The following is a 19780-nucleotide window of genomic DNA, read 5'->3' on the forward strand; positions in this document are numbered from 1 at the left end:
TGATGCGGCGCAACCTCGCTGAAGGTGTGCCTGCGATCACTTGGCCTCAGGGAATCGTCCTCAGTGAATACCGCCCCGAACGGGCTGAAGCGGTTCATCGTTTGATGGAACTGGGTTATCAGCAAGGTGGCGGTCGCGTGCCGGCACTGGACGTCTGGCAGCAGCGATTTGAAACCGATCCGGAATACGACCCGACCCTGTGCTTCATCGCTCTGGACACCGAAGGTATCGTCGGCGTGTGCCAGTGCTGGACCAGCGCCTACATCAAGAACCTGGTGGTGCATCCGCGGGCTCAAGGACGGGGTTTGGGTCGTGCATTGTTACTGCAAGCGTTCAAAGTGTTTCAGCAACGGCGCGAAGGTTTTGTGGATTTGAAGGTATTGGAAGACAACCTTCGGGCGCAGCGTTTGTATGAAAACGCCGGAATGCGGGTAGTCCGCCGGGAACCGGTTCCGGCCTGACATACTCAGACCTTGGTCAATACCCACCCAAGGATGCCGAACATGAAAGGCTCGACCTTTACCCTCCTCTGTCTCGCCGCCCTCGCCTCCCAGGCCCACGCCTCCAGCCCCGACGCCTGGGCCGCCTACGACAAAGCCGTGCTCGCCAGTTGCACCCAGGCCAGCGGCTTGAAAGATGCCAAACCCATCGGCAACGCCGCGCAGTTCGATGACCGGGTTGGCTACACCGCACTTCTGTTGCAAGGCCAATACCCGCAAAAACACATGAAAGGCCAGCAAGGCAACGAACTGTGTCTCTATAACAAGAAAAGCAAAACCGCTTACGTCACCGAATGGGACTCCATCCGTCCCACCGCCAAGGCGCAATGACTGGCGCATAACTTGCTTCGATAGCGGCCTATGCGGCGGCATTCTGTCGCCGTTTCATGTCCTTTTATGCGACTGGCCGTTCAATGAATACGATGTTTTCCTGCGTAGGCTGTGGCAAATGCTGCAACGACCACCACGTGCCCCTGACCCTGCCCGAAGCCCGGATGTGGGCGGCCGATGGCGGTCAAGTGATCGTGCTGGTGGAAGGTTTCCTGGGCAATGGCCTGGGCCTGCCAGTGCAGCAACGCGAACACGCCGAACGCCGTTCGGTGAGGGTTCGAAGCGGCGCATCCGAGGCATACATAGCCATCACCTTTGCCGCCTACAACGTCGGTCCTTGCCGGAATCTTGACGAAGACAACCTCTGCCGCATCTACGAACGCCGGCCGCTGGTGTGCCGTATCTACCCGATGGAAATCAATCCGCACATCCCCCTGAACATTGCTGTGAAGGAATGTCCTCCCGAGTCGTGGGAAAAGGGAGCAGATCTGATTGTGGGTGGTGAATTGGTGGATCAGGAACTGGTCGGATTAATCCAGCGCTCCCGCCAGGCGGATCGCGATGACATTCGGACCAAGGATGCGATTTGCGCGTTGCTGGGGATTCGGACTACAGCACTGAAGGGCGATGGCTTTACTGCTTATCTGCCGGACATGACGGCGTTTGCGAGGGTCATCGATAAGGTTGCGGCGCAGCCAGTGGCTGAGTCTGGCGCTGACTGGTTGTTTCATGTGTCGGGCGAGGACATTGCCGGGCAAGTGCTGGCGACGGGTGCGCACGTGGCGACAGATACGCCCGTGAACTATGCGTTTATTTCGCTGCGGGCGGCTTGATCCAGAAGGTGTATTGCCTTTGATGGCCTCTTCGCGAGCAAGCTCAGCTCCTACAGTGGATTTGCGCTGTACACAAAATCTGTATCTCACAGAGATCAACTGTAGGAGCCGAGCTTGCTCGCGAAGACGGTAGATCAGGCACCGCAGCGTTTAAAACTCAGCGTTTACCCATTGAGCGACGAGTGCCAGGAGGCGCCGCGCCCGGCGTCTTGGTGTGGCCATTCTTGGCGCCATTCTTGTACCAGGGCTGGCTGGCGTTCTTCGCACCAGCCAACTCACCCGGTTTGAACGGGAACTTGAACGCAGGGATCGCGACCTTGGTTTCGCTGTCTGCGCTGGAGTCGACGCTGTCTGGCAGGTCTGCCTGGTCGTCGCTCAAAGCGTCGGCAACCGGCGGTTGTGTCGGGGAAGTCATGAAAGCTCCGGGTGATGCAATAGAGTCGGGCCCAGTCAGCGAGCCGCGAAAGGCGGCAGTATACCTGTGTCGGAAGCTGCAAGCTTCAAGCCGCAAGCGAGTCCGTCGGGTTTTGTGTCTTGGTCGGCTACCTGGCCGCCAAGATCAAAAGATCGCAGCCTCCGGCAACTACGGGGGGATAGGCGTCGATCCGCAGAGGTCCAAACTGACAGCGCCGTCAGTTAGCAATCACCTTCCTGACGGGCGAACAGGTTTATAAAGGAGGGTATAAACCTGACAAGACCCCGACCACTTAGCCCGGCGCCCCACTCGCATGCGAATTCAGAAAAAACCCGCCCTGCTCGCAGCCCTTCTGATCGTTCTGGCAGCGCTGGGCCTGTGGTACGCCACCAAACCCGCCACGGCAAAACTGGCCGCTCCGACCGCCATTCCCGTACGGGTCGTCAGCGTCACCGAAAAAGACGTCCCCCGCTACGTCAGCGGCATCGGCTCGGTGCTGTCGCTGCACAGCGTGGTAGTGCGCCCGCAAATCGACGGCATCCTCACCAAAATCCTGGTCAAGGAAGGCCAACTGGTGAACAAAGGCGACCTGCTCGCCACCATCGACGACCGCTCGATCCGCGCCAGCCTCGATCAGGCCCGGGCGCAATTCGGCGAAAGCCAGGCGCAGCTGCAAGTCGCGCTGGTCAACCTCAAGCGCTACAAGCTACTGAGCGTGGACGACGGCGTATCCAAGCAGACTTATGACCAGCAACAAGCCCTGGTCAACCAACTCAAAGCCACCGCCCAAGGTAACCAGGCCTCGATCGACGCTGCTCAGGTGCAGCTTTCCTACACACAGATTCGCTCCCCGGTGACCGGTCGCGTCGGTATTCGCACGGTGGATGAAGGCAACTTCCTGCGCATGACCGACGCTCAAGGCCTGTTCACAGTGACCCAGATCGACCCGATCGCCGTGGAGTTCTCCTTGCCACAGCAAATGCTGCCGACCCTGCAGGGTCTGATCAACGATCAGGAACATGCTCAGGTGAAGGCCTACATCGGCGCCGACACTGACGGCGAAACCGGCAACCTGCTCGGCGAGGGTCATTTGACCCTGATCGACAACCAGATCAACGCCAACACCGGGACCATTCGCGCCAAAGCTGAATTCAACAACCCCGGGCAAAAACTCTGGCCGGGCCTGCTGGTGACGGTAAAAATTCAGACAGCGCTGGATAAAGATGCGCTGGTGGTGCCGCCCACCGTCGTACAACGCGGTCTCGATCAACATTTCGTGTACCGGGTCAACGGCGACAAGGTCGAAACCGTCACCGTACAAATGGTCTATCAAGGCAGTGGACAGGACATCATCAAAGGCGTGAAGCCTGGCGACATATTGGTCAGCGATGGACAGTCGCGGCTCAAACCGGGCTCGACCGTCCAGGTACTGACCGACCCGTCGCAAGTGGTCCAATCGGAGCCGAAACCATGAAGGACCATGTCTCGGTCTCTGCCTGGTGCATCGGCCATCCGGTTGCGACGATTCTGCTGACCTTTGCACTGGTACTGCTCGGTGTCATCGCCTTCCCGCGCCTGCCCATCGCGCCATTGCCGGAAGCCGAATTCCCCACCATCCAGGTCGCGGCGCAATTGCCCGGTGCCAGTCCGGAGACCATGGCCTCATCGGTGGCCACGCCGCTTGAAGTGCAATTCAGCGCCATCCCCGGCGTGACCCAAATGACCTCGAGCAGCGCGCTGGGCTCGACCAACCTGACCCTGCAATTCACCCTCGACAAGAGCATCGACACCGCCGCTCAGGAAGTTCAGGCCGCGATCAACACCGCCGCCGGCAAACTGCCTAAAGACATGCCGACCTTGCCGACCTGGAGGAAGGTCAACCCGGCCGACAGCCCGGTACTGATCCTCAGCGTCAACTCGACCCAGATGCCCGGCACCGAACTCAGCGATTTGGTGGAAACCCTGCTCGCCCGTCAGATCAGTCAGATCGACGGGGTAGGCCAAATCAACATCACCGGTCAGCAACGTCCGGCGATCCGCGTTCAAGCCTCGGCTGACAAACTGGCTGCCATCGGCCTGACCCTGGCGGACATTCGTCTGGCGATCCAGAACACCAGCCTCAACCTGGCCAAAGGTGCGTTGTACGGTGAGTCGAGCATTTCGACGCTGTCGACCAACGACCAGTTGTTCCATCCTGAGGAATACAGCCAACTTATCGTTTCCTACAAGGACGGCGCCCCGGTTCACCTCAAGGATGTGGCGAAAGTCGTCAACGGTTCGGAAGATGCCTACGTGCAAGCCTGGGCCGGTGACAAGCCTGGGGTGAACCTGGTGATTTCCCGGCAGCCGGGCGCCAACATCGTTGAAACCGTGGATCGCATTCAGGCCGCCCTGCCCGGCCTCGAAGCCATGCTGCCGGCGTCAGTGCAGGTCAAAGTGCTGGTCGACCGCACCCAGACCATCCGCGCCTCGCTGCACGAAGTGGAAGTCACCCTGCTGATCGCGATCATGCTGGTGGTGGCGGTGATGGCGCTGTTCCTGCGCCAATGGTCGGCGACGATGATCGTATCCGCAGTACTCGGTGTGTCCCTGATCGCCAGTTTCGCCCTGATGTACATCATGGGTTTCAGCCTGAACAACCTGACGCTGGTAGCGATCGTGGTGGCCGTGGGGTTTGTGGTCGACGATGCGATTGTGGTGGTGGAGAACATTCACCGTCACCTTGAGGCTGGCGACGGCATGCGCGAGGCGGCAATCAAAGGTGCCGGCGAGATTGGTTTCACCGTGGTATCGATCAGCTTTTCGCTGGTGGCGGCGTTTATTCCGTTGCTGTTTATGGGCGGCGTGGTCGGGCGGCTGTTCAAGGAATTCGCCCTGACCGCCACCTCGACCATCATGATATCGGTGGTGGTCTCACTCACGTTGGCGCCGACGCTCGCTGCGCTGTTCATGCGTGCGCCGGTGCATCACGCCCACAGCAAACCTACGTTTGGCGAACGCTTGCTGGCAGGCTATGAAAAACTTCTGCGCCGCGCCCTCGCCCACCAGAAGCTGATGATCGGCGTGTTCGGCCTGTCCCTCGGTCTGGCCATCGCCGGTTACATCTTTATCCCCAAAGGCTTCTTCCCGGTGCAGGACACCGGTTTTGTCCTCGGCACCACCGAGGCCGCCGCTGATATTTCCTACGGCGACATGGTGAAAAAACACCTGGCGATGGCCGAAATCGTCGCGGCGGACCCGGCGGTCGCAGCGTTTTCCCACTCGGTCGGCGTTTCGGGCAGCAACCAGACCATCGCCAATGGTCGCTTCTGGATCTCCCTGAAAAAGCGCGGCGACCGCGACGTCTCCGCCAGCCAGTTCATTGACCGGATTCGTCCGCAACTGATGAAAGTCCCGGGCATCGTGCTGTACCTGCGCGCCGGGCAAGACATCAACCTAAGTTCCGGCCCAAGCCGCGCCCAGTATCAATATGTACTCAAGAGCAATGACGGTGCAGTCCTCAGCACCTGGACCCAGCGCCTCACGGAAAAACTGCGCGCCAATCCGGCGTTCCGTGACATTTCCAACGACCTGCAACTGGGCGGCAGCATCACCCACATCAGCATCGACCGCAGCGCCGCCGCGCGTTTCGGCCTGACTGCCAGTGATGTCGATGAAGCGCTGTACGACGCCTTCGGCCAGCGGCAGATCAACGAATTCCAGACCCAGATCAACCAGTACAACGTGATTCTGGAACTGAACACCAAGCAGCGCGGCAAGGCCGAAAGCCTCAACTATTTCTACCTGCGCTCGCCCCTGAGCGGGGAAATGGTGCCGCTGTCGGCGCTGGCAAAATTCGACGCGCCGACCGTGGGTCCGCTGTCCATCGCCCATGACGGCATGTTCCCGGCCGCCAACCTGTCGTTCAACCTCGCGCCCGGCGTGGCGCTAGGCGATGCGGTGATCATGCTCAACCAGGCCAAGGCCGACATCGGCATGCCGGCCGCCATGAGCGGCAACTTCCAAGGCGCGGCCCAGGCGTTCCAGAGTTCGCTGGCCAGTCAGCCATGGCTGATCCTGGCGGCATTGGTGGCGGTGTACATCATTCTCGGCGTGCTTTACGAGAGCTTCGTGCATCCGCTGACCATCATCTCGACGCTGCCCTCCGCAGGTCTCGGAGCGGTGATCATGTTGTGGATCTGCGGGCAGGACTTTTCGATCATGGCGCTGATCGGGCTGGTGTTGCTGATTGGTATCGTGAAGAAGAACGGCATCCTGATGATCGACTTCGCGCTCGAAGCGCAGCGCAAGGGCGGGCTGCCGCCGGAAGAAGCGATCTACCAGGCCTGTATCACGCGGTTCCGGCCGATCATCATGACCACCCTCGCCGCCCTGCTTGGCGCGCTGCCATTGATGCTCGGCTACGGCACCGGCGCCGAACTGCGCCAGCCATTGGGCATCGCGGTGGTCGGCGGCTTGCTGGTGAGCCAGGCGCTGACGTTGTTCACCACTCCGGTCATATACTTGTGGCTTGAGCGGCTATTCCATAGGCCCAAACCTGCGCCCGTACCGGCGCTGGCGACCACAGACTGAGGTGGGGTCATGCGCGTTCTGATTATCGAAGACGAGGAAAAAACCGCGGATTATCTGCACCGCGGTCTGACGGAACAGGGTTACACCGTGGACCTGGCGCGCGACGGTGCCGACGATTACCTTGGCAAACCGTTTTCCTTCCTCGAACTGGTGGCGCGCCTGCTAGCGCTGACCCGCCGCAGCGGTGGCCATGAACCGGTGCAGGTGAGCATGTTTCTGGATCGTCAGCGGTGATCCGCACTACGAATACGGCAACCTGACGCCGCAGGTCCGCGCCTTTCCCGAAGGCCCGCTGGGCATGCGCGACTTGAATCTGCCAGATCAGCCTTATCCGCTGAAAGTGCTGGTCAGCCAGTTCCCGGCCAAGAACCAGCGCCCGCCGTTGCGCTTCATGATCGGCATCGACATCGAGACGTTTTTGCAGACTCAGCACCCTTTGCTGATTGCCCTGATCAGCCTGGCGATCATCGGCGTGTTGCTGGCGTCGGCCCTCGGTTATTGGGTGGGGCGGATCGGTCTCAAGCCGCTGATCAAGTTGTCCCAGGAAGCCCAGCGGCTGGCACCGCCGTTGTTGTCCGGTCGCCTGCAGTTGTCGCCGCTACCGCCCATGCGCTCGATCATCAACGACATGCTGTTCCTCGCCAGTGCGGATCAGGGCAGCAAACCCACCAAGCTGACCTCCACGTCGCTGGCCGATGAAGTGGCGACGACGCTGGAGTATCTGGATTTCATTCTTGAAGACGCTCAGGTTCAGGTGCAGGTCAGTGGTGATGCTCAGGTGCGGATCGAGATTGCTCATCTGCGCCGGGCGTTGATTAATCTGCTAAGCAAAACCTCGCGCTGCGCCTGCAATGGGCGACCAACCGTGGCGGCACCGGCTACGGCGCGCTGGATCAGGACACCGATGAATACCGGGTGATCTTCGACTACCCGCTCAATGTCTTCTAAGCTTCAATAAGTAAAAGGCCAGCATGTTTTGCTGGCCTTTTTTTTATCCGGGATTTATACAGGCGCTCCGAACGCAAACGGTTTCTGGGATTCTGCCTGAGTCTTGCAAAACACTTTCATAACGCCTCATTAGCAGAAGTCAGAACCATGAGTGTGAGCAGTGCAACATCTCACAATCCGATCCGGTCGACGCGATCGGAGCGGCTTCTGGTTCTCGGCAGTTTGCTGCTGGTGATTGCGATATCGAGCATCGTGGTGTTCCTGCTCATTCGCGAACGCGCCAATGCTGAACAGTCTGCCACTCGCGCAGCAACCAATATCGTGCAATTGATCGACGCAGACGTGCTGCGCAATGTCGAACTCTATGACCTGTCCTTGCTCGGCTTGATCGCTGCCTCGCAGCGTGAAGACCTCAAGAGCGTTTCCCCTGCCATCCGCCATCTGGCCTTGTTTGACCGTGCCACTGCCGCGCCATACAAGGGCGACATTTTGTTGCTGGACAACAAGGGCGACGTGATTGCTGACTCGGCCTCGGTAGAGCCCAGAAAGGGCAATTTTGCTGACCGCGAATACTTTCAGTCGCACGTGACCAATCGTGATCCGAGCATGCTCATCAGCCGTCCCTTCCGTTCCAGACAGGCTGAACATGAATGGCGAATCAGCTTCAGTCGCCGGGTCAGCGGCTCACAGGGCGAATTTCTTGGCGTGGCCGAAGCCGCCATGCGCTTGAGTTATTTCGATCAACTGTTCAACAGCTTGAGCATCGGTCGTGACAGCTCGGTCAACCTGATCAGCTCGGACGGTATTCTTCTGGCTCAGGAACCCCGCCTGGCCGAAGAGTTGATTGGCAAGGACTTCAGCAACCGTCCCAACTTTCAGCGCATCGTCAAAGAAGGCAACGGCAGCTTCACCGGTGTTTCAAGCCGCCACACGGATAATCGCTTGTACACGTTCTCCAAGGTGGGCAACTTGCCGTTAATCGTCATCGTTGCACTGTCCAGTGATGAAGTGTTTGCCTCGTGGAAGCGTACGACGGTAGTGGTTAGCGTTGCGACTATTGCGCTGTGCATCGGCTTGCTCTGGCTGACTTGGCTGCTCAGCCGGGAACTGCGCCTGCGCCACCACGCCGAACAGGAACTGGCGCAACTGGCGGCCACCGATGCCTTGACCGGCCTGGCCAACCGCCGAACGCTGGTTCAGGTCCTGCGTCATGAGTGGTTCCGCGCTCAACGTTCCGGCCAGCCGTTATCGCTGCTAATGATTGATGCCGACCACTTCAAGGCCTTCAATGATCGACATGGGCATCAGGGTGGTGATGATGCCTTGCGCTCGGTGGCCAAGGTGATCTCCGACAATGTGAGGCGACCAGCGGATCTGGTCGCCCGTTACGGCGGCGAAGAGTTTTCGGTGATTCTCGCGGAAACCGACAGCCAGGGTGCGCAACAGATTGCCGAACACATCCGAGCGACAGTGGAGCAATTGCCGCCGGTGCCAGGTGCCGAGTCACCGATTACTGTCAGTATCGGTATCAGTACCTGGACCACCTCCGCCGAGATCAGTCTGGAACAGCTATTGTTTGCAGCGGACAAGGCGCTGTATCAGGCCAAGGAAAGTGGGCGTAATCGGGTCGTCGCTGCGGACTGAGGCCTTTCCCGCAGGCATAAAAAAAGGCCACCCGAAGGTAGCCTTTAAAAACTAGAGAGGTTTTTTACTTACACGGCCGCAACTGGACGCATGTAAGAGATCGGTGCAGTGCTGGCGTCTTCGAAAGTCACGACTTCCCAAGCATCTGTCTGCTCAATCAACTTGCGCAGCAGCTGGTTGTTCAATGCATGTCCGGACTTGAAGCCCTTGAACTCACCAATCAGGCTATTGCCCAGCAGGTAGAGGTCACCAATTGCATCGAGGATCTTGTGCTTCACGAATTCGTCTTCATAGCGAAGACCGTCTTCGTTCAGTACACCATCCGCGTCGACCACAATAGCGTTTTCAACGCTGCCGCCGAGTGCGAGGTTGTGCTTGCGCAGGTACTCGATATCACTCATGAAGCCAAAGGTGCGGGCGCGGCTGACTTCTTTTACGAACGAAGTGCTGGAAAAATCCACGCTTGCACTTTGTGTGCGGTCACGGAAAACCGGGTGATCGAAATCGATCTCGAAGCTCACTTTGAAACCTTCGAAAGGGACGAAAGTGGCGCGCTTGTCGCCGTCTTCCACTGTCACTTCCCGCAGGATCCGGATGAACTTCTTGGCGGCGTCCTGTTCTTCCAGGCCGGCCGATTGGATCAGGAATACGAAAGGTCCAGCGCTACCATCCATGATTGGAACTTCAGACGCGGAGAGCTCGACGTAGGCGTTATCGATGCCCAGGCCAGCCATGGCCGAGAGCAAGTGCTCCACCGTATCCACTTTGGTGTCACCACTGACCAATGTGGTCGACATCGTGGTTTCACCAACGTTTTCCGCGCGGGCAGGAATCTGCACCACAGGGTCGAGATCGGCACGAACAAACACAATGCCGGTGTCGATAGGTGCGGGCTTGAGGGTCAGGTATACCTTCTCCCCGGAGTGCAGGCCTACACCTGTAGCACGGATAATATTTTTCAGTGTGCGTTGTTTAATCATGGCTTGGGCCGCTTCAGCGCAAATTGCGAACTGGTATCAACAAAGGCTGGCGATGATAGCAGACCAGACCTTTGCTGAACACCAATCACCTTCATAGCCCTGATACATTCCATTAATCGGCCTGACGACGCAGGAAAGCCGGGATGTCCAGGTAGTCCAGATCATCTTGCGGATTCATCTTCGCGGCAGTCGCAGCACCGGCCTGAGCCTGGTTGCGCATGACGGTCGGACGGTCCAGGTCACGGTAGTTCACAGCAGGCGCTTCCTGACGCGAAGGCGCTTGTTGCTGCGGCTGCGATGCCACGGACGTGTGCATGGTGTTGTCGATAACCTTCACAGGCTTCTCGATTTTTGCGCCCAGACCTGTGGCAACCACGGTCACGTGCAGCTCGTCGCGCATGTCCGGATCGATAACGGTACCGACCTTGACCATCGCGTGCTCGGAAGCGAACGCTTCGATGATGCTACCCACGTCGGAGTACTCACCCAGGGACAGGTCAGGACCGGCGGTGATGTTCACCAGGATGCCGCGTGCACCTTGCAGGTTCACGTCTTCCAGCAACGGGTTGCGAATGGCCGCTTCGGTGGCCTCACGTGCACGGTTCGGACCGCTGGCGCAGCCAGTGCCCATCATCGCCATGCCCATTTCGCTCATCACGGTCCGTACGTCGGCAAAGTCGACGTTGATCATGCCCGGACGCTTGATGATGTCGGAGATACCGCGAACGGCACCGGCCAGTACATCGTCGGCCTTGGCGAATGCGGACAGCAGGCTTGCGTCCTTGCCAAGGATGGTCAGCAGCTTCTCGTTGGGAATGGTGATCAACGAGTCGACGCTTTCAGACAGCAGACGGATGCCTTCATCGGCGATCTGCATGCGCTTGCGGCCTTCGAACGGGAACGGACGAGTCACCACCGCAACGGTGAGAATCCCCATTTCCTTGGCCACTTCAGCAATGATCGGCGCAGCACCGGTACCGGTTCCACCGCCCATGCCAGTGGTGATGAACACCATATTGGTGCCCTGCAGGACTTCGGCAATGCGCTCACGATCTTCGAGAGCGGCCTGACGACCTACTTCAGGGTTGGCGCCAGCGCCGAGACCTTTGGTCACGCCGGTGCCCAGTTGCAGAATGGTCCGCGCGCCGATGCTTTTCAGCGCTTGGGCATCAGTGTTGGCGCAGATGAATTCAACGCCTTCAATGTTGCTCTTGACCATGTGGTTGACGGCGTTGCCGCCGCCTCCGCCAACACCGATAACTTTAATAACCGGGCTTGCGGGGATGTTGTCTACGAGTTCGAACATTTTCCCTCTCCTTTCATTTCTCTAGTTTTTTCGCCTACTGCTTTTTGCTGCGGTGCTGCGGTGCTGCGGTAAATCTTTAGAAATTGCCTTGTACCCAGCTCTTGAAGCGATCGAGCAAGGCGACTTTCGGTTCTTCATTGCTGTAGCTGTCGCGGCTGCTGATGCCCGAGAACGAAATCCCGTCGGACTGCTTCTGCAGGCCGTACATCAACAGGCCAACGCCAGTGGAATAAATCGGGTTACGAACCACATCGTCCAGGCCCTTGACGCCATGCGGCACGCCCAGGCGGACCGGCATGTGGAAGATTTCTTCGGCCAGTTCGACTGCGCCTTCCATCTTCGACGTACCACCGGTCAGCACGATGCCGGCCGGGATCAGGTCTTCGTAGCCACTGCGACGCAGTTCGGCCTGGATCAGCGTGAACAGCTCGTCGTAACGCGGCTCGACCACTTCGGCCAGGGCCTGACGGGACAGCTCGCGCGGTGGACGGTCGCCGACACTTGGGACCTTGATGGTTTCACCGGCACCGGCCAGTTTGGCCAGGGCGCAGGCGTAGCGAATCTTGATTTCTTCGGCGTACTGAGTCGGGGTGCGCAACGCCATGGCAATGTCGTTGGTCACCTGATCACCCGCAATCGGGATCACCGCGGTGTGACGGATCGCGCCTTCGGTGAAGATCGCGATGTCGGTGGTGCCGCCACCGATGTCCACCAGGCACACGCCCAGCTCTTTCTCGTCGTCGGTCAGGACCGAATACGCGGAAGCAAGCTGCTCGAGAATGATGTCGTCGATTTCCAGACCGCAGCGGCGCACGCATTTTTCAATGTTCTGTGCGGCGTTGACGGCGCAGGTGACCACGTGAACCTTGGCTTCCAGACGTACGCCCGACATGCCCAGAGGCTCGCGAACGCCTTCCTGGTTATCGATCACGTAATCTTGCGGCAGAGTGTGCAGCACGCGCTGATCAGCCGGGATTGCCACGGCCTGGGCGGCGTCGAGAACTCGCTCCAGGTCAGCGGAGCTGACTTCGCGATCACGAATCGCCACGATGCCGTGAGAGTTCAGGCTGCGGATATGATTGCCAGCCACGCCGACGAACGCGGAGTGAATGCGGCAACCAGCCATCAGCTGCGCCTCTTCGATCGCGCGCTGGATCGATTGCACGGTGGACTCGATGTTCACCACCACGCCTTTCTTCAGGCCACGGGACGGATGGGTACCGATCCCGACGATTTCCAGCGTGCCGTCGTCCGAGACCTCGCCGACCAGCGCCACCACCTTGGAGGTGCCGATATCGAGACCGACGATCATTTTGCCGCTTTGCACGTTTGCCATGGGTCCTGCCTCTTCTTAATTCTTCGCGACAGCGGGTTGGGCTGTCGTGGGCGCTACAGGTTCCCGCCAGCCAACAGCGAGGCCGTTGGCGTAGCGCAGATCGATGCGCGCAATGTTCGTAATCTGTTCTTTAAGCGTCTTGTCATAGATGGCAATGAAGCGGCGCATCTTTTCCACCTGGTTGCCGCGTCCCAGCAGCAGTTCGATTCCCGGGCCTGCGCTGCCGGCGCCGGTGGTCAGGAACCAGCTGCCTCGTTCACGCAACTCCAGGCGCGCAATCGAGAAGCCCAACGGCCTGAGCATCTGGCTCAGCACCTGGTATTGCTGCATCACTTGCTGTTGGGCCCGTTGTGGGCCGAACAGCTGTGGCAAGTGTTCGTAGTTCGCCAGCTCTCGCGGGGTGAACGCTTGACCCTGGTTGTTCAACAGCGACTCATCGCCCCAACGGGCCACCGGCAGTTGTTCTTCCAGGCGGATCACCACTTGATCCGGCCACACCCGACGCACTTCGGCGTGGGCAATCCACGGCATCGTTTCAAGCTCGGTACGCATGCTCTCCAGGTCGATGGTGAAGAAGCTCGACGCCACGTACGGGGCGATCCGCTGCTGCACCGCTTGCTGGCTGATGTAACTCAAGTCGCCCTGCACGTTGATCTTGGTGATCGGCCGGTCGGCGTACGGCAACAAACGCTGCGCGCCTTCGTAAGTGCCGAAACCCAGTGCGACCAACAGCACCGGCCAGAACAAGGCTTTGAGAAAACCAAAATTGGCTTTCGGCAGGCGCGCAGACATCGGCTCTTTGGCCACCATTCGGCTGGCACCCCGCGGTACCGGCTTGCGGCCGGGTGGTGCGGAGGGCTGATGTCTCAGCTGTGCGCCTTGCATGCTCTTAACCTCGCGGCTCGATACTTGCGGCCAGAATCGCCAGAACCAGTTGCTGGAAATCCAGACCGGCAGCACGAGCCGCCATCGGCACCAGACTGTGATCGGTCATGCCCGGTGCGGTATTGACTTCCAGGAACCAGAACTGCCCGTCGGCGTCCTGCATCACGTCAGCCCTGCCCCAACCGGCGATACCCAGCGCCTCACAGGCTTTCGCCGTGAGGTCCATCAGTTCTTTTTCTTTGCTGCTGTCCAGGCCACACGGAATCCGGTACTGGGTATCGGAAGCCACGTACTTGGCGTCGTAGTCGTAGAAACTGTGCGTCGTGCCCAGGGCGATCGGTGGCAACACCTGGTCACGCAGGGTGGCGATGGTGAACTCCGGACCTTGAATCCATTGCTCGACCAACACTTGCGAATCGTAGGTACTGGCCGCTTTCCACGCGTCGATCAACTCAAGAGCTGAAGACACTTTGGCCATCCCGATACTTGAACCTTCATGGGCCGGTTTGACGATCAAAGGGAAGCCCAGTTCCGTCGCCGCCGAAATACAATCGGCCTCAGAACTCAGTACGGCATGGCGTGGCGTCGGAATACCGAGGCTGTGCCAGACCTGTTTGGTCCGCAGCTTGTCCATGGCCAGCGCGGAAGCAAGAATGCCGCTGCCGGTGTACGGAATACCCAGGCATTCCAGCAGGCCCTGCATGCTGCCGTCTTCACCGCCACGACCGTGGAGAATGATGAAGGCGCGATCGATTTTTTCGTTCAGCAGACGCTGCAAAAGATCATCGCCCACGTCGAGACCAAACGCGTCCACACCGGCGCTTAGCAGCGCGTCGAGAACCGCGTTACCCGACTTCAGGGAAACCTCACGCTCGGCACTCTTGCCGCCGAAGAGCACGGCGACGCGGCCGAAATCTTTCGGCGCAATAGTGGAGACGAGGTTGGCGTAAGCAGCAGTCATTTCAACTTCCCCACGGTCGGCGCGGCAACGGCGCCAGCGAACAACGGACTTTTCAACAATTTCGGCGCAAGACCACCGATGTCACCGGCGCCTTGGCACAACAGAATGTCGCCGGCACGCAGCAGCGGTTTGACGATGGGCGCGAGGTCAACACCGCGCTCGATGTAGATCGGGTCGAGCTGACCGCGCTGACGGATGCTGTTGCACAGCTTGCGGCTGTCGGCGCCCGGGATCGGTTCTTCACCGGCCGGGTAGACTTCCATCAACAGCAGGACATTGGCGTCGGCCAGTACATTGACGAAATCGTCGTACAGGTCGCGGGTGCGGCTGTAGCGGTGCGGCTGGTAAACCATCACCAGACGGCGTTCCGGCCAGCCACCGCGCACGGCTTTGATCACTGCGGCGACTTCGGTCGGGTGGTGACCGTAGTCGTCGACCAACATCACGTTGCCGCCTTCTACCGGCAGTTCGCCGTAGACCTGGAAGCGTCGGCCGACACCCTGGAACCCGGACAGGCCCTGGACGATGGCTTCATCGCTGACGCCTTCATCGGTGGCGATGCAGATGGTTGCCAGTGCGTTCAGCACGTTGTGGTTGCCCGGCATGTTCACCGAGACATCCAGCGGATCGCGATCAGGACGCAGCACGGTGAAGAAGGTCTGCATGCCTTGCTGGCGCACATTGATCGCGCGCACGTCGCAATCGTCGCCGAAGCCGTAGGTGACCGTCGGGCGTTTGACCAGCGGCAGGATTTCACGCACCACCGGATCGTCCAGGCACACCACCGCCAAACCGTAGAACGGCAGGTTGTGGAGGAACTCGACGAAGGTTTTCTTCAGTTTGTTGAAGTCGCCGTCGTAGGTCGCCATGTGATCGGCGTCGATGTTGGTGACCACGGCCACCAGCGGTTGCAAGTGCAGGAAGCTCGCATCGCTTTCGTCAGCTTCGGCGATCAGGTAACGGCTGGTGCCAAGCTGTGCATTGGTGCCCGCGGCATTCAGACGGCCACCGATCACGAATGTCGGGTCCAGGCCACCAGCGGCAAACACCGAGGCGATCAGGCTGGTGGTGGTGGTTTTGCCGTGGGTACCGGCGACGGCGATGCCGTGGCGGTAGCGCATCAGCTCAGCCAGCATTTCAGCGCGAGGCACCACCGGAATGCGACGTTCCAGGGCGGTGGCGACTTCCGGGTTGGACGTGTTCACGGCACTGGAGGTGACCAGCACATCGGCGGTCGCGGCGTTCTCGGCGCGGTGGCCGATAAAGACCTGGGCGCCGAAGGACTCGAGACGCTCGGTCACCGGCGAAGCTTTCAGGTCGGAACCGGACACTTCATAGCCCAGGTTCAACAACACTTCGGCGATGCCACACATGCCCACGCCGCCGATACCGACGAAGTGGATGCGACGGATACGACGCATTTCCGGTTGCGGCATGGCTTTCTGATTCTCAACCATGGGCCACCTCCAGGCAGGTATCGACCACGTTACGGGTTGCATCGGGTTTGGCCAGGCGGCGTGCCGCGGTGGCCATGTCGGTGAGTCGTTGTGGTTGCATCAGGACCTCTGTCAGGCGTGCGGCAAGATCCGCTGCGCCAGTCGTTCTTTGCGGCATCAGGAAGGCAGCGCCTTCACGGGCCAAATAATCGGCGTTGCGGGTCTGGTGATCGTCGATCGCGTGGGGCAAAGGCACCAGCATCGAGGGCAGACCGGCGGCGGCCAGTTCACTGATGGTCAACGCGCCTGCGCGGCACACCACCAGGTCGGCCCAGCCATAGGCTTGGGCCATGTCTTTAATGAAAGGCTGCACTTGCGCCTCGACGCCAGCCGCGCGATAGCGCTCTGCAGTCACTTCATCGTGGTTTTTGCCGGCCTGATGAAACACTTCCGGGCGCAGGTCGGGGGCGACTTGCGACAGGGCTTCAGGCAGCAACTTGTTCAACGGTTCTGCGCCCAGGCTTCCACCCAGGATCAGCAAACGCGCCTTGCGACCGGCCAGAGCCTGTCGCGGTGTTTCGAGGAACAGCTCGGTGCGCACCGGGTTACCGGTGGTCCGACGGCTGCCCGACAGGGTAAAGGTGTCGGGGAACGCTTCACAGACTCGGGCGGCCAACGGCACCAGCAACCGATTGGCGGTACCGGCCACGGCGTTCTGCTCGTGAACGATCACCGGCACGCCGGCCAGTTTGGCTGCAACGCCACCAGGTCCGGTCACATAACCACCAAAGCCGACGACACACACCGGCCGCAGTTGGCGAATGATCGCCCGTGCCTGCCAGATCGACTTGAGCAACATGAACGGCGCCTTGAGCAGGGACAATTTGCCCTTGCCACGCAATCCGCTGGCATTGATCCGATGCAGTTCGATGCCGGCCACCGGGACCAGATCGTTCTCGATGCCGCGCGGTGTCCCGAGCCAATGCACGGTGTAACCGCGGGCCTGGAATTCCCGAGCACAGGCCAGCGCCGGGAACACGTGCCCACCGGTGCCGCCCGCCATGATCAGCACGTTAGCGCCCATGGGTTGACTCCTCGGCGAAGTCGCTCTCATGGAATTCCGTCTCTTCACTGCCCAGGTGGGTTCGACTCTCCCACTCGATGCGCAGCAACAAGCCGAGACAGGCACCGCAGATCACCAATGAACTGCCGCCATAACTGAGGAACGGCAGGGTCAGACCTTTGGTCGGCAGCAGGCCGACGTTTACCCCGATGTTGATCAGGAACTGGCCGATCCACAGGAACGACAGGCCGTACGCGATGTAGGCGGCGAAAAATTGCTTGGCCTTCTCGGCCCAATAACCGATGTACATGCCACGAATACAGACAAAGACGAACAGCGCCACCGTGCACAAGGAACCCACGGCACCCAGTTCTTCGGCCAGGACCGAGAACACGAAGTCGGTGTGGGCTTCCGGCAGGTAGAACTGTTTCTGCACGCTGTTGCCCAGGCCAACGCCCAGCCATTCGCCGCGACCAAAAGCGATCAACGCTTGAGACAACTGATAGCCGGCACCGAACTGGTCGGCCCACGGATCCGCAAAGTTGGTCAGGCGCGCCATTCGATACGGCTGCACTTGAATCAACAACACCACCGCCGCGACCGCCAGGACAACCATCAAGGAAAAACGGAACAGCCCGACCCCGCCGAGGAACAGCATCGCAGCAGCAGCCCCCATCATCACGACGGTGGCACCGAAGTCCGGCTCCATCAGCAACAGACCCGCCATTGGCAGCAGAACGATGAACGGCTTGAAGAAGCCCATCCAGCTTTCACGCACTTCTTTCTGACGACGCACCAGGTAACCGGCAAGGTAAATGACGACAAATACCTTGGCGATTTCCGACGGCTGAACGTTGAAGAAACTGAAGCCGATCCAGCGCATCGAACCGTTCACTTCACGGCCGATCCCCGGGATGATCACCATCACCAGCAAACCGAACGCACCAATCAGCATCAGCCAGCCCAAGCGTTGCCAGGTGGCGATCGGAATCATCATGGTGACGATGCAGGCACCCAGGCCCAGCACAATGTAGATAAGGTGGCGAATCATGTAATACAGGGGACTGCCCGACTGCACCGCGGCCACCTCGGTCGAGGCCGATGCAATCATGACCAGTCCGAGGCCGATCAATGCCAGGCAGCCGGCGAGCATCGGGAAGTCGAGGTCGATGCCGCGCCCGGTGATGATCGGCGACGGATAAGGCTTGATGATGTTCATCAGGCTCATACCAGATCCTCCACAGCACGGACGAACTGGTGACCACGGTCTTCGTAATTCTTGAACATGTCGAAACTGGCGCAGGCGGGCGACAGGAGCACGACGTCGCCCGGTTGCGCAGCGGCGCGGCACTGCTCGACTGCTTCGATCAGCGAAGCGGCGCGAATCAGCGGCACGGCATCGCCAATGGCCTCACCGATCTTGTCGGAGTCACGGCCCATCAGCACCACGGCGCGGCAGTTGGCCGCCACCGGAGCACGCAGGTCCTTGAACTCGGCACCCTTGCCGTCGCCACCGGCGATCAGCACGACCTTGCCGTCGATGTCCGCACCCAGGCCTTCGATGGCAGCCAGTGCGGCGCCGACGTTGGTGGCTTTGGAATCGTTGTAGTAGCTCACGCCGTTCAGGTCACGGACCCACTGGCAGCGATGCTCAAGCCCGGCGAAGGTGCGCAGGCTCGACAGCATGGCGTCGAACGGCAGGCCGACGGCGTGGCCCAGGGCCAATGCCGCCAAGGCGTTGGACTGGTTGTGGGCACCGCGAATTTTCAATTCGCGCACCGACATCAGGTTCTGGAATTCGAAGGCCAGGTACTTCTCGCCGTCTTCTTCGCGGATACCAAATGCCTTGAAATCAGGTTTGCTCAAACCGAAGGTCCAGCACGGCTGACCTTCACCAATCAGCGGACGGCTCAAGGCATCCTGACGGTTGACCACAAACTGCTTGGCACCCCGGAAGATCCGGTGCTTGGCCAGGTGATAGGCCGGCAGACCGCTGTAACGGTCCATGTGGTCTTCGCTGACGTTGAGCACGGTCGCCACTTCGGCGTTGAGTTGATCGGTGGTTTCGAGCTGGAAGCTCGACAGTTCCATCACGTACAGCTCGACGTCGTCGCTGAGCAGGTCCAGCGCCGGCGTGCCGAGGTTGCCGCCAACGGCGACACACTTGCCGGCCGCTGCTGCCATCTCGCCCACCAGTGTGGTGACGGTGCTTTTTGCGTTGGAACCGCTGATAGCGACGATCGGCGCCTTCGCGTTACGCGCGAACAGCTCGATGTCACCGGACAATTTCACGCCACGGGCGGCGGCAGCCTGCAGGGCCGGGGTCGCCAACGCCAGGCCGGGGCTCACGTAGAGCTCGTCGGCGCGGCACAGGAATTCGACGTCCAGCTCGCCACAACGCACTTCCACGTGCGGATAGTCACGCTTGAGCGTGGCCAGTTCCGGTGGATTTTCCCGCGTGTCGGCGACAGCGAACGACGTGCCCCGGTTCGCCAGGAAGCGAACCAGGGACATGCCGCTCTTGCCGAGGCCGACAACGATGCGGAAGTGGTCAGAAGCGATCAGAGACAC

General features: G+C 60.0%; 16 protein-coding genes and 2 pseudogenes. 8 read left to right on the forward strand and 10 right to left on the reverse strand.

The genetic code is table 11. From position 1 onward, the window contains the following. Positions 1 to 2: 2 nt before the first annotated feature. From FQ187_RS06435 to FQ187_RS06445, 3 genes are all read left to right on the forward strand, one after another. A complete protein-coding gene (locus FQ187_RS06435) occupies positions 3 to 461 on the forward strand; it encodes an N-acetyltransferase (protein WP_149628842.1) in 459 nt (152 codons plus the stop codon). 42 nt (positions 462 to 503) lie between these two features. After that, positions 504 to 830, forward strand: a complete 327-nt coding sequence (locus tag FQ187_RS06440; protein WP_149628843.1) for a hypothetical protein — start codon at positions 504 to 506, stop codon at positions 828 to 830. Between the two features lie 83 nt (positions 831 to 913). Next, the gene (locus FQ187_RS06445) at positions 914 to 1663 is read left to right on the forward strand and encodes a YkgJ family cysteine cluster protein (RefSeq protein WP_149628844.1); all 750 of its coding nucleotides are present in this window, start codon (positions 914 to 916) and stop codon (positions 1661 to 1663) included. Positions 1664 to 1820: 157 nt separating this feature from the next. Here FQ187_RS06445 and FQ187_RS06450 read toward each other — a convergent pair whose 3' ends face one another. Beyond that, positions 1821 to 2078, reverse strand: coding sequence for a hypothetical protein (locus FQ187_RS06450; RefSeq protein ID WP_149628845.1), 258 nt, complete (start codon positions 2076 to 2078; stop codon positions 1821 to 1823). A gap of 313 nt (positions 2079 to 2391) precedes the next feature. Between FQ187_RS06450 and FQ187_RS06455 the strand changes: the two genes are divergently transcribed. The 5 genes and pseudogenes from FQ187_RS06455 (at position 2392) to FQ187_RS06480 (ending at position 9242) form a co-directional block, all read left to right on the forward strand. After that, positions 2392 to 3552: an efflux RND transporter periplasmic adaptor subunit gene (locus FQ187_RS06455; protein WP_149628846.1), complete on the forward strand. Its 1161-nt coding sequence runs from the start codon at positions 2392 to 2394 to the stop codon at positions 3550 to 3552. Next, positions 3549 to 6650 (forward strand): multidrug efflux RND transporter permease subunit, encoded by a 3102-nt coding sequence (locus tag FQ187_RS06460; protein ID WP_149628847.1) that lies wholly within the window; start codon positions 3549 to 3551, stop codon positions 6648 to 6650. Before FQ187_RS06455 ends, FQ187_RS06460 begins: the two co-directional genes overlap by 4 nt. 9 nt (positions 6651 to 6659) lie before the next feature. Then, positions 6660 to 6845: pseudogene (locus FQ187_RS06465) on the forward strand (DNA-binding response regulator); the annotation flags it as partial. Between the two features lie 19 nt (positions 6846 to 6864). After that, positions 6865 to 7509: pseudogene (locus FQ187_RS06470) on the forward strand (two-component sensor histidine kinase); the annotation flags it as partial. A 236-nt stretch (positions 7510 to 7745) separates the two neighbouring features. Beyond that, positions 7746 to 9242, forward strand: coding sequence for a sensor domain-containing diguanylate cyclase (locus FQ187_RS06480; RefSeq protein WP_149628848.1), 1497 nt, complete (start codon positions 7746 to 7748; stop codon positions 9240 to 9242). A 68-nt stretch (positions 9243 to 9310) separates the two neighbouring features. Here FQ187_RS06480 and lpxC read toward each other — a convergent pair whose 3' ends face one another. The 9 genes from lpxC to murD all read right to left on the reverse strand — a co-directional run bounded on the left by lpxC (position 9311) and on the right by murD (position 19780). Continuing rightward, the gene (gene lpxC / locus FQ187_RS06485; RefSeq protein ID WP_095130494.1) at positions 9311 to 10222 is read right to left on the reverse strand and encodes a UDP-3-O-acyl-N-acetylglucosamine deacetylase; all 912 of its coding nucleotides are present in this window, start codon (positions 10220 to 10222) and stop codon (positions 9311 to 9313) included. 112 nt (positions 10223 to 10334) lie between these two features. Then, positions 10335 to 11528 (reverse strand): cell division protein FtsZ, encoded by a 1194-nt coding sequence (ftsZ, locus tag FQ187_RS06490; protein WP_033061342.1) that lies wholly within the window; start codon positions 11526 to 11528, stop codon positions 10335 to 10337. 76 nt (positions 11529 to 11604) lie between these two features. Beyond that, complete coding sequence (gene ftsA / locus FQ187_RS06495; RefSeq protein WP_033061341.1) at positions 11605 to 12864, reverse strand: cell division protein FtsA; 1260 nt, start codon at positions 12862 to 12864, stop codon at positions 11605 to 11607. Between the two features lie 15 nt (positions 12865 to 12879). After that, positions 12880 to 13749: a cell division protein FtsQ/DivIB gene (locus FQ187_RS06500; RefSeq protein WP_149628849.1), complete on the reverse strand. Its 870-nt coding sequence runs from the start codon at positions 13747 to 13749 to the stop codon at positions 12880 to 12882. Positions 13750 to 13753: 4 nt separating this feature from the next. After that, positions 13754 to 14710: a D-alanine--D-alanine ligase gene (locus FQ187_RS06505; RefSeq protein WP_149628850.1), complete on the reverse strand. Its 957-nt coding sequence runs from the start codon at positions 14708 to 14710 to the stop codon at positions 13754 to 13756. Beyond that, positions 14707 to 16167 (reverse strand): UDP-N-acetylmuramate--L-alanine ligase, encoded by a 1461-nt coding sequence (murC, locus tag FQ187_RS06510; protein WP_149628851.1) that lies wholly within the window; start codon positions 16165 to 16167, stop codon positions 14707 to 14709. Before murC ends, FQ187_RS06505 begins: the two co-directional genes overlap by 4 nt. Continuing rightward, positions 16160 to 17230 carry an undecaprenyldiphospho-muramoylpentapeptide beta-N-acetylglucosaminyltransferase gene (murG, locus tag FQ187_RS06515; protein ID WP_046048250.1) on the reverse strand — a complete coding sequence of 357 codons (1071 nt, stop codon included), beginning with the start codon at positions 17228 to 17230 and terminating at the stop codon, positions 16160 to 16162. The genes murC and murG overlap by 8 nt, the downstream gene beginning before the upstream one ends. Continuing rightward, the gene (ftsW, locus tag FQ187_RS06520) at positions 17220 to 18437 is read right to left on the reverse strand and encodes a putative lipid II flippase FtsW (protein ID WP_149628852.1); all 1218 of its coding nucleotides are present in this window, start codon (positions 18435 to 18437) and stop codon (positions 17220 to 17222) included. The genes murG and ftsW overlap by 11 nt, the downstream gene beginning before the upstream one ends. Then, positions 18434 to 19780 carry a UDP-N-acetylmuramoyl-L-alanine--D-glutamate ligase gene (gene murD / locus FQ187_RS06525; RefSeq protein ID WP_149628853.1) on the reverse strand — a complete coding sequence of 449 codons (1347 nt, stop codon included), beginning with the start codon at positions 19778 to 19780 and terminating at the stop codon, positions 18434 to 18436. Before murD ends, ftsW begins: the two co-directional genes overlap by 4 nt.

This window comes from Pseudomonas sp. ANT_J28 (assembly GCF_008370005.1).
In the GTDB taxonomy this organism is placed as follows: Bacteria; Pseudomonadota; Gammaproteobacteria; order Pseudomonadales; family Pseudomonadaceae; genus Aquipseudomonas; species Aquipseudomonas frigoris.

Excerpts from the sequence above, each read along its gene's own strand:
- FQ187_RS06435 (WP_149628842.1), top strand. The coding sequence starts at position 3 with ATGCGGCGCAACCTCGCTGAAGGTGTGCCTGCGATCACTTGGCCTCAG.
- FQ187_RS06440 (WP_149628843.1), top strand. The coding sequence starts at position 504 with ATGAAAGGCTCGACCTTTACCCTCCTCTGTCTCGCCGCCCTCGCCTCC.
- FQ187_RS06445 (WP_149628844.1), top strand. The coding sequence starts at position 914 with ATGAATACGATGTTTTCCTGCGTAGGCTGTGGCAAATGCTGCAACGAC.
- FQ187_RS06450 (WP_149628845.1), bottom strand. The coding sequence starts at position 2,078 with ATGACTTCCCCGACACAACCGCCGGTTGCCGACGCTTTGAGCGACGAC.
- FQ187_RS06455 (WP_149628846.1), top strand. The coding sequence starts at position 2,392 with ATGCGAATTCAGAAAAAACCCGCCCTGCTCGCAGCCCTTCTGATCGTT.
- FQ187_RS06460 (WP_149628847.1), top strand. The coding sequence starts at position 3,549 with ATGAAGGACCATGTCTCGGTCTCTGCCTGGTGCATCGGCCATCCGGTT.
- FQ187_RS06480 (WP_149628848.1), top strand. The coding sequence starts at position 7,746 with ATGAGTGTGAGCAGTGCAACATCTCACAATCCGATCCGGTCGACGCGA.
- lpxC (WP_095130494.1), bottom strand. The coding sequence starts at position 10,222 with ATGATTAAACAACGCACACTGAAAAATATTATCCGTGCTACAGGTGTA.
- ftsZ (WP_033061342.1), bottom strand. The coding sequence starts at position 11,528 with ATGTTCGAACTCGTAGACAACATCCCCGCAAGCCCGGTTATTAAAGTT.
- ftsA (WP_033061341.1), bottom strand. The coding sequence starts at position 12,864 with ATGGCAAACGTGCAAAGCGGCAAAATGATCGTCGGTCTCGATATCGGC.
- FQ187_RS06500 (WP_149628849.1), bottom strand. The coding sequence starts at position 13,749 with ATGCAAGGCGCACAGCTGAGACATCAGCCCTCCGCACCACCCGGCCGC.
- FQ187_RS06505 (WP_149628850.1), bottom strand. The coding sequence starts at position 14,710 with ATGACTGCTGCTTACGCCAACCTCGTCTCCACTATTGCGCCGAAAGAT.
- murC (WP_149628851.1), bottom strand. The coding sequence starts at position 16,167 with ATGGTTGAGAATCAGAAAGCCATGCCGCAACCGGAAATGCGTCGTATC.
- murG (WP_046048250.1), bottom strand. The coding sequence starts at position 17,230 with ATGGGCGCTAACGTGCTGATCATGGCGGGCGGCACCGGTGGGCACGTG.
- ftsW (WP_149628852.1), bottom strand. The coding sequence starts at position 18,437 with ATGAGCCTGATGAACATCATCAAGCCTTATCCGTCGCCGATCATCACC.